At 71.6% G+C, this 12,954-nt stretch carries 12 protein-coding genes; 4 read left to right on the top strand and 8 right to left on the bottom strand.

The window, feature by feature from the left end:
- Genes HWD93_RS00545 through HWD93_RS00535 form a run of 3 tightly spaced genes read left to right on the top strand, consistent with a single transcriptional unit; the run spans position 1 to position 2,806 of the window.
- Complete coding sequence (locus HWD93_RS00545; protein ID WP_261645710.1) at positions 1 to 1,365, top strand: FAD-binding oxidoreductase; 1,365 nt, start codon at positions 1 to 3, stop codon at positions 1,363 to 1,365.
- Positions 1,362 to 2,204: a creatininase family protein gene (locus tag HWD93_RS00540; protein ID WP_217637358.1), complete on the top strand. Its 843-nt coding sequence runs from the start codon at positions 1,362 to 1,364 to the stop codon at positions 2,202 to 2,204. The genes HWD93_RS00545 and HWD93_RS00540 overlap by 4 nt, the downstream gene beginning before the upstream one ends.
- On the top strand, positions 2,201 to 2,806 hold the full coding sequence (locus HWD93_RS00535; RefSeq protein ID WP_261645709.1) for a pyridoxal 5'-phosphate synthase: 606 nt from the start codon (positions 2,201 to 2,203) through the stop codon (positions 2,804 to 2,806). The genes HWD93_RS00540 and HWD93_RS00535 overlap by 4 nt, the downstream gene beginning before the upstream one ends.
- Positions 2,807 to 2,832: 26 nt before the next feature.
- Here the strand turns inward: HWD93_RS00535 and HWD93_RS00530 are convergent, their stop codons facing one another.
- Positions 2,833 to 4,080 carry an MFS transporter gene (locus HWD93_RS00530; protein WP_261645708.1) on the bottom strand — a complete coding sequence of 416 codons (1,248 nt, stop codon included), beginning with the start codon at positions 4,078 to 4,080 and terminating at the stop codon, positions 2,833 to 2,835.
- Positions 4,081 to 4,158: 78 nt separating this feature from the next.
- Here HWD93_RS00530 and HWD93_RS00525 point away from each other — a divergent pair, with 78 nt between their 5' ends.
- Positions 4,159 to 4,662: an AAA family ATPase gene (locus tag HWD93_RS00525; protein ID WP_261645707.1), complete on the top strand. Its 504-nt coding sequence runs from the start codon at positions 4,159 to 4,161 to the stop codon at positions 4,660 to 4,662.
- A 13-nt stretch (positions 4,663 to 4,675) separates the two neighbouring features.
- Here the strand turns inward: HWD93_RS00525 and HWD93_RS00520 are convergent, their stop codons facing one another.
- The 7 genes from HWD93_RS00520 to HWD93_RS00490 all read right to left on the bottom strand — a co-directional run bounded on the left by HWD93_RS00520 (position 4,676) and on the right by HWD93_RS00490 (position 12,940).
- Positions 4,676 to 5,662, bottom strand: coding sequence for a carboxypeptidase-like regulatory domain-containing protein (locus HWD93_RS00520; RefSeq protein ID WP_261645706.1), 987 nt, complete (start codon positions 5,660 to 5,662; stop codon positions 4,676 to 4,678).
- Between the two features lie 165 nt (positions 5,663 to 5,827).
- Positions 5,828 to 7,678: a hypothetical protein gene (locus HWD93_RS00515; RefSeq protein ID WP_261645705.1), complete on the bottom strand. Its 1,851-nt coding sequence runs from the start codon at positions 7,676 to 7,678 to the stop codon at positions 5,828 to 5,830.
- Positions 7,679 to 7,839: 161 nt separating this feature from the next.
- On the bottom strand, positions 7,840 to 8,952 hold the full coding sequence (locus HWD93_RS00510) for a Gfo/Idh/MocA family protein (protein WP_229086956.1): 1,113 nt from the start codon (positions 8,950 to 8,952) through the stop codon (positions 7,840 to 7,842).
- Positions 8,949 to 9,749: a ThuA domain-containing protein gene (locus HWD93_RS00505; protein ID WP_261645704.1), complete on the bottom strand. Its 801-nt coding sequence runs from the start codon at positions 9,747 to 9,749 to the stop codon at positions 8,949 to 8,951. Before HWD93_RS00505 ends, HWD93_RS00510 begins: the two co-directional genes overlap by 4 nt.
- Positions 9,750 to 9,807: 58 nt before the next feature.
- Positions 9,808 to 10,698, bottom strand: coding sequence for a carbohydrate ABC transporter permease (locus tag HWD93_RS00500; RefSeq protein WP_229086959.1), 891 nt, complete (start codon positions 10,696 to 10,698; stop codon positions 9,808 to 9,810).
- A complete protein-coding gene (locus HWD93_RS00495) occupies positions 10,695 to 11,645 on the bottom strand; it encodes a carbohydrate ABC transporter permease (RefSeq protein WP_374115124.1) in 951 nt (316 codons plus the stop codon). Before HWD93_RS00495 ends, HWD93_RS00500 begins: the two co-directional genes overlap by 4 nt.
- A gap of 62 nt (positions 11,646 to 11,707) precedes the next feature.
- The gene (locus tag HWD93_RS00490) at positions 11,708 to 12,940 is read right to left on the bottom strand and encodes a sugar ABC transporter substrate-binding protein (RefSeq protein WP_071303119.1); all 1,233 of its coding nucleotides are present in this window, start codon (positions 12,938 to 12,940) and stop codon (positions 11,708 to 11,710) included.
- Positions 12,941 to 12,954 lie beyond the last annotated feature (14 nt).

The following is a 12,954-nucleotide window of genomic DNA, read 5'->3' as shown; positions in this document are numbered from 1 at the left end:
ATGACCACCGTCACCCCCACCTCCGTCGAGGCGCTGCGCGCCGAGCTCGTCGCACTGCTCGGTGAGCGCGGCGTGAGCGCCGACGAGCGCACGCGGGCCCGCGCCTCCGTCGACGAGGCCACCATGAGTCCCATCCTCAGCGAGCAGCTGCCCCTCGGCCTCGCCGACCTCGTCGCGTCGCCGGCCAGCGCCGACGACATCGCCGCCACCCTGCAGGCCGCGGTCCGGCACGGCGTCCCCGTCACCACCCGCGGGAAGGGCACCGGCAACTACGGCCAGGGCATCCCGCTGCACGGCGGCCTGGTCCTCGACACGTCGCGGGCACGCGCCGTCGTCGAGGTCGGCGACGGCTGGATCACCGCCGAGGCCGGCGCGTCCATGGTCGCCCTGGAGCAGGCGGCCGCCGCCACGGGCCAGCAGCTCTGGATGTACCCGTCCACCGCGCAGTCGACCATCGGCGGCTTCCTGTCCGGCGGTTCCGGCGGCACCGGGTCGATCGCGCACGGGTCGAACTGGCAGGGCTTCGTCACGGCGCTCGACGTCGCGCTCCCCGGCGCCGACGAGCTGCTGCACGTCGAGGGCGACGAGGCGCAGCCGTTCGTGCACACCTACGGCACCGCCGGCGTCATCGCCCGCGCCACCGTCCGGCTCGAGCCGCTGCAGGAGTGGCGAGCCGTCTACGCGGCGTTCCCCACCTTCGAGGACGCGCTCGTCGCCGTCCGCACGCTGCGCGGCCTCGACCCGGTGCCGCGGCTCGTGAGCGCCGACCGCGCCGAGATCGCCGCGACGCTGCCGTCCGACCTGGCCATCCCGGACGACCGGGCGAGCCTGCGAGCGATCATCGACGACGTCGTGGTCGACGATGCGCGGGCACGCATCGAGGCCGCCGGCGGTGAGGTCCTGGACGTCCGCGAGGGCCTGCAGCAGACCACGAAGGTGTCGATGCTGTCGTACAACCACCCGATCTGGTGGCTGAAGCGGAACACGAGCGACACCGAGTACTTCCACGTCGAGGTCGGCGGTGAGGCGCTCATCGACCGGATCGCCGAGGTCGAGGCCGTCTACCCCGGCGGCATGCTCCACATCGAGGCCGCGCACGTCGGACCGATCGGGATGCTCACCGCGCCGTACACCGGGGCCGAGGACGTCTACGCCGGCTACCCGGTGCTCCGCGGACTCGGCGTCCGGGTGCACAGCCCGCACCAGTACTACGTCGACCACGGCGTCGAGGAGCTCGTGGCGCTGAAGCAGCGCACCGACCCCGCGGGGCTGCTCAACCCCGGGCACGTCATCGACCCGTCGCTCGTGGTCAGCGGTGGCTCCACCGCGTCCGCGCAGCCCGTCGTCCCGGGGTTCGGCAAGTGAGCGCCGGCATCGGCACGGTCCGCTCGCGTCGGCTCGCGGAACTGTCCGGTCCTGCCGTCGCTGCGGGCTTCGGGCCGGACACGATCGTCGTGCAGCCCACCGGCGCCGTCGAGCACCACGGCCCGCACCTGCCGCTCCTGACCGACCACCTGCTCGCCGAGCACATCGGTGGGGCGGCGGTCGAGCAGGCCGCTGCCGAGGGACTGGACGTCTGGCAGCTCCCAACGCTGTCGTTCACGAAGTCCGACGAGCACAGCTGGGCGCCCGGCACGGTGTGGCTCGACAGCGACACGATGTTCGACACCGCCGTGCAGATCGGCCGCGCGGTCGCCCTCACCGGTGCCGGCACCCTGGTGTTCGCCAACGGGCACGGCGGCAACGTCGCCCTGCTGCAGGTCGCCCTGCGTGAGATCCGGAAGCGCTACGGGTTGAAGACCTTCCTCATGCCGACCCTCGCGCGCGTCCCCGGCCCGGACGGCGAGGACGCGGACGAGCTCGGGCTGGGGATCCACGGCGGCGCGGCGGAGACGTCGATGATCCTGCACCTGCGCCCGGACCTGGTCGACATGTCGCTCGCGGAGCGATGGGTGCCGGAGCACATCGCCGGCTTCGAGAAGATCGCCTTCAACGGCGGCCCGGTGTCGTTCGGGTGGTTGTCCGACGACTTCGGGACCCCCGGGGTCGTCGGCGACGCCAGCCGGGCGACGGCGTCGTACGGTGCCGTCCTCTGGGAGCACTCCGTCGCCGAGGCCGTGGCGTCGCTGCACGAGATCGCACGGTTCGACCCGGCGGTGAGCCGTCCGGCAGTGGCCCGCCCCGCCGACGCTGCGGTCTCGTGACCGTGCCGCGAGGGGTCGACGAGGCGTCCGTGCCGACGGACCCGTTGGCCCTCGCGGCATCGTGGCTCCCCGCCGCGGCGGACGCCCCGGGTCCGACCATGACCCTCTCCACCGTCGGACTCGACGGCTACCCCGACGCCCGGACGGTCCTGCTCTCCCTGTTCGACGGGGAGCGCCTGCACTTCGACACCGACTCGCGCAGCCGCAAGGCCGCCGAGCTCGCGGCGGTGCCCCGTGCCGCGGTGACCCTGCACTGGCCCGAGGCCGCGCGACAGCTCGTCGTGGTCGGTGACGTGGCGCCCGTCTCCGACCACGAGGCCCGTGCGGCCTACGCGGCCAGGACGCGGTACCTGCAGGTGCTCGCGTGGGTCAACGACCACGCGTCCGCTGCGGACGCACCGGCCCGGCGCCGCGAGGCCTGGGCGGCGTTCGGCCGCGAACGGGCCGGCACGGACCTCGAGCCGCCGAGCACGTGGGCGGGGTTCGCACTCACACCGGTGCGGATGGTGTTCTGGCGCGGGGCGACGGACGCGGCGAGCAACCGGCTCGCCTACCACCGGCGCGCGGACGGGTCGTGGTCGTGGGAGTCCTGGCCGGGGTGACCACCCCTGTGTCGGGTGGAACCTTCCTAGCGAACGGTGGCGCTGGGCAGTGGTGACCACGCAGCGACGACGACGGCGGCCGCGAACACGACCGTCACGGCGAGCAGCGCGAAGCCGTCCCCGGTCAGGGTCACGAGGGCACCCCCGCTCACTGCTCCCACCGCTGCGAGCGTCCGGTTCGAGCTGCGCATCGTGCCGTTCACACGCCCGAGGAGGGCGTCCGGTGTCACGGTCTGGCGGAGGACCATCTCGTTCGCGTTCTCGCAGCCTGCTGCGGCACCGTGCACGGCGAAGGCGACGAACAGGACCACGACCGTCGTCGGCCGTGCTGCGCCGCCGGTACCGAGCGTCACGAGCGTGATGGCCGCCCAGGCGATCGGGTAGGCGGCTCGTGCGGCGATGATCGTCCGGCCGGCACCGAACCGGGTGCCGAGGCGTGTCGCAGCGGTCGCGCCGACGAGCATCGCGATCCCACTGACGGCGATGACGGCCCCGTACAGCGCTGCGGGGAGCGCGAGCGTGCGGAGGGCGAGGGTCGCGAACACCGTCAGGCCAGCGGCGTTGGCGAGGAACCAGACGTGGGTGGACAGGGCCAGCGGTCTGAGTACTGCGTTGCCGTACGTCCAGCGCAGACCGTCCACGATGTCACTCCGCAGGCTCGTCCTGGCCGGCCGTGCCGGCTGGTGCTCGACGACGCGGACCCGGGCGACGAGGAACGCGTCGACGAAGTAGCTCACCGCGTCGAGCGCGATCGCGACCGGCGCCGTCACGATGCTGACCAGGACCCCGCCGAGCGCTGGGCCCGCCGTCTGCGCCGCCGCATCGCTCTGGTCCACCCGCGCGTTCGCCGCCAGGAGGAGCGGGCGCGGCACGATCCTGGGGAGGAGCGACTGCGTTGCCGCGAACCCCACGACGGACAGGATGCCGAACAGGAACAGCACCGCCGCAGTCGCCCACAGGTTCAGGAGCCCGGTGAACCACAGCACCGGGATCGCACCGAGGCTCACGCCGCGACCGATGCTCGCCCAGATCAGCAGCGGCGTCCGCCGGAAGCGGTCGACGTAGGCGCCGACGACCAGACCGAACACGGCGTACGGGAGGAACTGGGCAGCGTTCACCAGTCCGAGCTCGAACGGACTGGCGTGCAGCACCGTCACCACGAGGACCGGCACGGCGACCGCGCTCACGGCTGACCCGAACGACGAGACGGTCGCGGCCGACCAGTAGGGGAGGAAGCCCGGCACCCGACGCAGCGTGGTCACGTCGTCGCCCATGTCCCAACGCTGGCAGACCGAGACACCGCGAGCAAGGGCGCAGCCGTCAGTGCTCGACCGTGGTCCTAGTGTGGTGCTGTGTCGAAGGTGCTGATCACCGGGATGTCGGGAACCGGGAAGTCGTCCGCGCTGAGCGAGCTCGCGTTGCACGGCTACCGGGTCGTGGACACCGATGATCCCGGGTGGCGCGAGTACCGGACGCTGCCGGATCCACCCGACGAAGCGCACCAGGGCGAGTGGATGTGGGTCGAGGCGAAGATCTCCGGGCTCCTGGACGCGGTGGACGACCGCTCGCTCTTCGTCCAGGGGTGCGTCCGGAACCAGTCCGAGTTCTACGATCGGTTCGATGCGATCGTGCTCCTGAGCGCTCCGCTCGAGGTGATGCTCGATCGGGTCGCGCGCCGTACGACGAACCCCTACGGGAAGACCGCGCTCGAGCGCCGCATGATCGAGGCGGATCTCGTCGAGGTGGAGCCGCTCCTCCGCGCCGGATGCACGCACGAACTCGACGCGGCTCGACCGCTGCACGAGGTGGTGTCCGACCTGATCGCCATCGCGTCGTCCGCGAGCGCGTCCGGCTGACGAACGTCGCCGGTCAGCGCGACGCTGCCTCCACCGTTCCACCCCACCCGTTGAACCCGCCGAACACGACCTTCACCGGGACGGCCTGCGCCCGGTTGGTCACGTACCGGTACACGCCTCCCGGACGGCCGAGCCACAGGGAACCCACCGGCGTCGTGGTCGTCGCCGTCGTCCGGAGCTCGACCACGTACTGCCCGGAGGGGATCTGGAACTGGGCCGTCTGCTCGTCGTCGAGCAGCGTCGAGAACCGGGTCGAGAACGACGCTCCGCTCGTCGCCTCCGTCACCACGACGCTCGCGCCACTGAGCTGCGGCGACGGGGTGCGGGACGCCGTGTTCGCGAAGACGGCCAGGTCGTAGTCGCTGTGCGCGTAGTGCTGCGACAACGTCACCTGCGACGCCAGGAGCGTCCCCCGCTGCTGGTACACCCGCGTCTTCCACACGGCGGGCGACGCCGTGCCGCTGGCGTACGCCTCGATGCGGTACTGACCGGTGCTCAACCCGAGGAACCGGTACCGTCCCGCGCTGTCCGAGGTCGTCCGGAACACCTGCGAGGTGTCCTCGTTCCACGCGTACATCAGCCGTCCCGCAGCGGGACCCGAGGGGCCGACCACCCCACCCTGCACGGTGGCGCCACGGACGAGCGGCACGGTCACCGCGACCGTCGTGCCACCACGGACCGCGATGTCCGAACGGAGTCCGGGTGCGTAGGTGTCCGTTCCGTGCGGCGGGAGTTGCCGTGTGGTCACCGTCACGGTGTCCGGGGCGGGGATGCCGGCGAACGTCGCGGTGCCGTCGTCGTCGGTGGTGGCGGTCCCGACGACGGCGTCGGTGCCGATCGCCGCGAGTTCGACGTCCGCCAGCCGGATCGGGGTGCCGTCCGGCGTCGCGAGCTGCACGGCGATCGTCCCCGACCCGGCCGCGTGCGCCGGCGGCGCCACACCGATCAGCGCGGCCGTTGCCAGCGCCACGATGAGTGTCGTCCCGATGATCTGTCGCATCGCGTTCCCCGATCGCCCGCCAGCCACGTGTTGCGTGGGACTGTACGCGCACGGGAGGCGCGGTGCGGGTCCGACCCGCACCGCGCCCGACGCGACGGCGGCGTCGAGACCCGCACCGCGCCTCCTGGACCGGATCGCGTCACACGGCGCGACCCGGCGGCCGGATCAGGCGCGTCGCCGACGCGCCGCCGTCCAGATGCCGAGTCCCGCGACGAGGACGAGCGCGCTCCCGACGGCGAGCGGCAGCAGCTCCGCGCCGGTGTAGGCGAGCGCGCCGACGTCCGAGCCGGTGTCGCGCCCGTCCGCCGCGTCCGGGGAGCGGTCGGCACCGGGCTGCGCGGCGTCCGTGGACCCCACGACGACACCCGGTGTCGCGCTGCTGTCACCCGGTCGGCCCGAGCCGGACGACTGTCCGCCGTCGGCTTCGCCGGTCACGTCGCCCGGCACGGTGGCGACGGTCACCGGCACGGACACCGACGAGGCCGCCGACGACACCCGCTGCGGCTCACCCGCGGGGAGGGCGCTCGCCGTGGCCTCGTTGGTGATCGCGGGCGTCGCCGCGTCCTCGGTCGTGGCGGTGTAGCGGACCGAGCACGAGGTGGTCTCGGCCGGCCGCAGGTCGGTCGCCGCGCACCGGACGGGTCCGAGCAGGCCCGTGCCCGAGAAGCGGCCCTCGTCGATCGTGAGGCCGGACAGTGCCGCGTCGCCGGTGTTCTCGACGTCGAACGAGTAGACGAGGGTCTGCCCGGCGCCGGTCACCGACGCACGATCGGCGTGCTTCGTCATCGCGAGCGACGGGCGCTGCGCCGCGGAGGTCACCGTGGTGGAGTTCGACGCGGGTGCCGTGTCCAGGTCGGCTCCGGAGACGAGCGCGGTCGCGGTGAGGTCGGCGTCGCGGTCGGACGGGGTCGTCGCGCGCACCACGATCGGCTGGGCCGATGCGCCGGCGGCGAGCACGGCGTCGGCGGTGCCGTTCGGCGTGGTCAGCGCCGCGAACGTCGGCACGGTGCCGCTGGGGGCGAGGGTCGAACCCGCAGGTGCGACCGTGCAGGTGACCGTGGTCCCGGCGACGGTGCACCCGTCGGGCGCGACGATGTCCGTGACGCCGGCCGGGAGTTCGGCCGTCAGCACGTACCCGTGCGAGACGTTCGCGCCGTCGTTGCGCACCGAGAACGTCCACTCGGCGGTCCCCGCCGCGGGCAGGAGCGCCGGGGCGGACGCCTCGGCGACGAGGTCGGTCGTCGGCAGCAGGACCTGCACGGCGACGCCCTGGAAGGTCGACAGCGCGTTGGTCGGACCGCCGTAGTTCACCATCGCCCGGAACGCGTTGTCGAGGTGCAGGGACTGGACGACCCCGTGCACCTGCAGGTACATCGCGCCGCCGATCGGCGGGTCGCAGGCGGACGCGGCGGACTGTGCGGGCCGGGTGATGGTGTCGCCCTCGAGCGTCCAGCCGTTCGGCGAGGTCAGCAGGCTGAGCCGAGCGGCGTCGGTCGGTGCGCCGTCGATCCCGGAGACGGCGACGTCGTACCAGTCGAACGTGCACCGGCCGGCGGTGGAGCTGTTCGCCCCGCCCGACGCCGAGAGTCGGAGCACCGGGTCGACGACCGGGGCCGGGAACGTGATGTCGCTGCCGTACGTCGCACACGTGACCGGCGTGCGGTCCGGAGCGCCGGAGAGGCAGTTCGCAGCCGCACCCACGGCAGCGGCGGTGGGCCGGAGCTGCAGCGAGCCGACCGTCGTCGCGAGCGACCCTGCTCCGGCGACCGACACGGCCTGTGCGGGGTCCTGGTTGACGGCGACGACGTCGCCGAGGCCGGCGAGGTCCCCGGGCAGGGTGGTCGTCGCGCGTTGGCCGTCGACGGTCCAGGTGTCGGCCCGGAGGTGGTCGACCGGGTCGGCGATCGCCGCGGGGGCGATGACGAGGGTGCTCACGACGATGCCGCCGCCGGCGGCGATGGTCGCGGCTCGGCGGAGGCGGGCGCGTGTCCGCGCGGGCGGGTTGGTGTCGGTCAAGGCGGCTCCTGGGGCTGATCCGTGCCAGTCGGGATCGACTGACCGGCAAGATCTTTCCAGTGACCAACTGATATGGCAAGTGTTTGCATACATACGGATGGCAGACGGGAGGCGCGGTGCGGGTCCGACCCGCACCGCGCCTCCTGGACCGCCGGCGTCGCTCAGCCGAGCGCGGCCGTGTCCGGCGACCCCGTCGCGAGCGCGCTGCGCACCGACCCCCACGACGCGAGCCGCTCGCGGATGGCTTCGTCCTGCTCGACCTCGAGCGCCGTGGCGTGGGCCTGCTCGAGGACCTCGTCGATGACGATGCGCCGCCCGGTGCGGGCGGACGCGATCGCCGCGTCCACCATCGTGAGGCTCATCACGTTGCCGTGCACCTCGCCGTCGGGGCGCTCGCCGGAGCGGACCGCACGGACGAAGGACGCGAGGGCACCGGCGATCTCGTTGCCGACGCTCGGGGCCGCGTCCGGTGCACCCGGCGTGCCGTCGAGGTCGCTCCACGGGTCGTGGTCGCCGTCCCACAGCGCCGTGCCCGCGGGTCCGGAGGCGCGCCAGTCGCCGTTCCACGAGGTCTCGGCACCCGGTGCGCACCACGAGCCGTCGTACACGTAGCGGACGTCGTCCTCGAACGTGAAGACCGCGGCGGCCGCGGCGTCGCCCCGGTACCAGGACCACGACGGGTTCCACGACTCGCAGTACACCGACACCGGGTCCCGCTCGAGCACGTAGCGCGCGGAGTCGAACGCGTGGATCGCCATGTCGAGCAGGAGGACGTCGTCCATCTCCTCGCGGAAGCCGCCGAAGTGCGGGGCCTTGGCGAAGCGCGTGCTCAGCCCGCCGACGCCCCCGAGCCCACGGACGTGCTGCCGGAAGGCGACGAGGTGGTCGTTGTACCGCCGGGACTGCGACACCATGAACAGCTTGCCGGTGGCCTCGGCGGCGGCCGCGAGCGACAGTGCCTCGGCGACCGTCTGCGCCGCGGGCTTCTCGCCCAGGACGGGGAGTCCGGCGCGGAGGGCCTCGAGCGTGACGGGGTGGTGCGCGACCGGGACGGTGATGTCGAGGACGGCCTCGGCACCGGTCTCGGTGGCGAGGGCGGTGAGGTCGGTGCCGACGGGGATCGTCGGGTCGCCGGCGACCGCGGCTCCGGCCCGGGCGGCGTCGAGGTCGAGGTCGACGATGCCGACCAGCTCGACGTCCGGGTCGGCCGCGACGGTGGCGAGCCAGGCGCGGCCCATGCCGCCGGCGCCGACCTGCACGACGCGGAGGGTCATACCTGTGCCCCTTCGTGCTCCTCGACCGGTGCGTCGTCGAACGGGCCGCGGTAGTGCTGGCCGTCGAAGTACTCGCCGAGGTCGTACCGGCGCAGCGTCGGGATCTCCCGCTCACGCTCCGGCCGCGCCCACTCGGTGGCGTTCGCGATCACGCGTCGGACGTCCTTGTGGTGGTACACGGGGAAGTCCTGGTCGCCGGGGGAGAAGTAGAAGATCTTCCCGAGGCCCCGGCGGTAGGTCATGCCGCTCCGGAACACCTCGCCGCCGGTGAAGCCCGAGATGAACACGAGCTCGTCGGGGGTCGGGACGTCGAAGTACTCGCCGTACATCTCCTGCTCGGGGATGACGATCGGGTTCGGGACGCCGCGCGTGATGGGGTGCTGCGGGTTCACGGTCCAGACGAGCTCCTGGTCGTGCTCGCTGCGCCACCGGAGCGTGCAGGTCGTGCCCATCAGCTTCCCGAAGATCTTCGACCAGTGGCCGGAGTGCAGCACGACGAGGCCCATGCCGGACAGGACGTGCTTGTGCACGCGGTCGACGACGGCGTCGTCCACGTCCTGGTGCGCGGCGTGGCCCCACCAGGTGAGGACGTCGGTCTGGGCGAGGACCTCGTCGGTGAGGCCGTGCTCGGGCTCCTGCATCGTGGCGGTGCGGACGACGGCGTCCGGGAGGTTCTCGCGGATGCCGTCGGCGATGGCGCCGTGCATGCCGTCGGGGTACCGCTCGGCGACGTGCTGCTCGACCTGCTCGTGGACGTTCTCGCCCCAGACGGTGATGCGCAGCGGGGTGGTGGTCATGGTGTGCCTTTCTGGCTGGGGTTCGTGGTCGTCGCCGGCCGCCCGGCGTGGGCTGCCGTCACTTGACGGCGCCGCCGAGTGCGCCGGCGGAGATGTACCGCTGGGCGACGATGAGCAGCACGGCCGCCGGCAGCGACGCGAGGACCGACGTCGCCATGACGGGCCCCCAGTCGGTGACGTTCGAACCGATGTAGTTGTAGATGCCGAGCGTGATCGGCCGGACCGCGGTCGTCGACGTCAGGGTGAGCGCGATGAGGAAGTCACCCCAGGCGCCGAGGAACGTGAACAGCGCCGCCGTGACGATGGCGTTCCGGCTGATGGGCAGGACGATCGAGATGAACGCCCGGAAGTCGTTCGCCCCGTCGACGAGCGCGGCCTCGACCAGGCTCGGCGGGATCGACTCCATGAACGCACGCATGAGCAGCACGGCGAACGGCACCTGGACGGCGCTGTCGGCCAGGATCAGCCCGATGTAGCTGTTCAGCAGCCCGACGTTGTTGAACAGCGTGTAGAGCGCGTTCGCGATGACGATCGCCGGGATCATCTGCGTGATGAGCAGCACGAGCAGGAACACCCGGGTGCCGCGCATCTTGAACCGAGCCAGCCCGTAGGCGGCCGGGGTCGCGATCGCCAGGGTGAGCACGACGGTGCCGAGGCCGATGATCATGCTCGACAGGAAGTTCTGCCCCTGCTGGGCGAACGCCGTCTCGTACCCGCGGAAGGTGGGGGAGAACGGGAACCAGGTCGCGGTGGCGGCCCCGGACGTGGCCTGCAGGCTCGTGTTCACCATCCAGTAGACGGGGAACACCATGATCGCGAGGAACACGCAGCCGAGGATCGTGAGCGGGATGCCCTTGACGCCGCGCTTCGGTCCGGGGACCCGTGCGCTGCGCTTCGTGGTGATCGCCCTGGTGGCGGTGACGGTCTGGTTCGCGAGTCCGACGCTCATTCGTCGACCGCCTTCCTGGAGATCGCGATGTAGACCATCGCGAAGACGAACGAGACGACGATGAGCACGTTGCTCACGGCGGCTCCGATGCCGAACTGGAAGTTGATGAAGGACTGGTGGTAGGCGTTCGTGGCCAGGGTCTGCGTGGAGTTCGCCGGGCCGCCACCGGTGAGGCCGAGGATGATGTCCACGACCTTCAGCGTGTAGACGACCCCGAGCACGATCACGACGCTCACCACGCTCCGGATGCTCGGCCAGGTGATGTACCAGAACGCCTTGAAGCCGGTGGCGCCGTCGAGCGCGCCGGCCTCGTACAGCTCCGGCGGCACGGACTGCAGCCCGCTGTAGAGGATCGTCGTGTTGAAGGGGATGCCGAGCCAGACGTTCACACCGATGACGGCGATGAGGGCGAGGCTCGGGCTGACCAGCCACGGCACCGGGGCGATGCCGACCACGCCGAGGAGCTGGTTGAGCGCGCCGCTGTCCTGGTCGAGGAGCCACTTCCAGACCGCGCTGGACGCGATCAGCGGGAGCAGCCACGGCAGGAGGAGCAGCCCGCGCAGGAACCCCGACAGCGGGAAGTGCCGCCGGAAGAACAGTGCGAGGGCGAGGCCGATCACGAACTGCAGGATGATCGAGCCGGCGGTGAACAGCGCGGTGTTCACGACGCTCGTCGCGAAGACCGAGCTCTGGAACACCTGGATGTAGTTGCCGAGCCCGACCCACGGGGCCTCGCCCGTGAAGAAGGTCTTGGTCGTGTAGTCCTGGAAGGACATGATGATGTTCTTCACGACCGGGTAGCCGAAGAACACGGCCACGAAGAGTGCGGCCGGGATGACGAAGAGCCATCGGGTGATCCCGATCCGCATGCGTGCGCGGCGCTGGCCGGGTCGTGGTGGTGGGACGGACGCCTGGGTCCGTGGTCGGGTCTGTGTCGTGGCGCTCATGCCGGAACCGCTCCTTCCGAGGGTGGGGAGGGAGCCGGCCGGGTGGCCGGCTCCCTCGTGCACTACTGGCTCTGGGACTGCGCCTGCTTGAGCGCTGCCTCGGGGTCGGCCTTGCCCGTCAGGGCGAGCTGGACGGCGGTGTAGATCTTCGTCGCGGCCTTGGGCCAGTCCGGTCCGAGCTCACCGGTGCGGGCCCGGGCGGTCTTCACGGTCGTGACGAACGAGGCCACCTGCGGGTGGTCGGACGCCCATGCGGCGCCGGCCTCGAGGTTCGTCGGCACGTTGCCGCTCACCTCGGCGAGGGCCTTCTGCGTCTTCTCCGAGTGGAGGCAGCCGACGAACTTGGCGGCGAGCTGCATCTTGTCCTTGTCGCCGGTCTGCGGGACGGTGAACGCCTCGCCGCCGAGCGGTGCGACGGTCTCCGAACCGGTGCGGGTCGGGATCGGCACGCTGTCGAACTCGAGGCCCTTCTTCGCGTTCAGGGCCGGCAGCTGCCACGGGCCGTTGATCATCATCGCGGCCTTGCCGGCGAGGAACTGGCTGTTCACGTCGGCCTGGGCCCAGTTGATCGAGCTCTTCGACATCGAGCCGTCGTTCTGCAGGTCCTCGACGAGCTGCAGGGCCTGCGCGGCCTCGGGCGTCGCGATGTCCTTCTCGTCACCGCCGTTCGACCAGAAGAACGGCAGGAACTGCCAGGTGCCCTCGTAGGTGTTGATGTTGCTCATCGCGAAGCCGTACGTGGACCCGGAGGTGAGCTTCTTCGCGGCGGCCTTCAGCTCGTCCCAGGTCTTGGGCGGCTGCACACCGGCGTCCGCCAGCAGCTTCTTGTTGTAGTAGAGCGCGATGGAGTTCGTGTTCGACTGCAGGCCGTAGAGCTTGCCCTTGTAGGTGCTCGCCGCCTTCACGCCGGGGACGTCGCCCTCGGCGCTGAGGCCGTAGTCGCTGAGGTCGGAGAGTGCCCCGGAGGCCGCGATCTGCTGCACGTCGGGGTTGTCGAGCATGAGCACGTCGGGCAGGGTCCGCGAGGATGCCTGCTGCAGCACCTTCGAGATCAGACCGGCACCGGCGACGTGGTTGATCGTGACCGTCGCGTCGACCTCCTTCGCGCACTGCTTGTACACGGGGTTGTAGGTCGCGTCGTAGTAGTCCTCGATCGTCAGGGCCTTGCTGCCACCGGACGAGGCCGATCCGGAACCGGAGCACCCGGTGAGGACCAGGGGGATCGTGGCGAGCACGGCGACCGCGCCGACGAGGGCGCGGGTCCGGCGCGACGGGGAGGGGAATCTTTGCTTCATTGCAGAGCTCTTCT

The organism is Curtobacterium sp. C2H10, from assembly GCF_025407985.1.
GTDB lineage: Bacteria > Actinomycetota > Actinomycetes > Actinomycetales > Microbacteriaceae > Curtobacterium.
Note: the sequence above shows the minus strand (reverse complement) of the source record. Positions and strands in the feature narration are given on the sequence as shown.

Excerpts from the sequence above, each read along its gene's own strand:
- HWD93_RS00505 (WP_261645704.1), bottom strand. The coding sequence starts at position 9,749 with ATGACCACCACCCCGCTGCGCATCACCGTCTGGGGCGAGAACGTCCAC.
- HWD93_RS00490 (WP_071303119.1), bottom strand. The coding sequence starts at position 12,940 with ATGAAGCAAAGATTCCCCTCCCCGTCGCGCCGGACCCGCGCCCTCGTC.
- HWD93_RS00495 (WP_374115124.1), bottom strand. The coding sequence starts at position 11,645 with ATGAGCGCCACGACACAGACCCGACCACGGACCCAGGCGTCCGTCCCA.
- HWD93_RS00530 (WP_261645708.1), bottom strand. The coding sequence starts at position 4,080 with ATGGGCGACGACGTGACCACGCTGCGTCGGGTGCCGGGCTTCCTCCCC.
- HWD93_RS00510 (WP_229086956.1), bottom strand. The coding sequence starts at position 8,952 with ATGACCCTCCGCGTCGTGCAGGTCGGCGCCGGCGGCATGGGCCGCGCC.
- HWD93_RS00545 (WP_261645710.1), top strand. The coding sequence starts at position 1 with ATGACCACCGTCACCCCCACCTCCGTCGAGGCGCTGCGCGCCGAGCTC.
- HWD93_RS00500 (WP_229086959.1), bottom strand. The coding sequence starts at position 10,698 with ATGAGCGTCGGACTCGCGAACCAGACCGTCACCGCCACCAGGGCGATC.
- HWD93_RS00520 (WP_261645706.1), bottom strand. The coding sequence starts at position 5,662 with ATGCGACAGATCATCGGGACGACACTCATCGTGGCGCTGGCAACGGCC.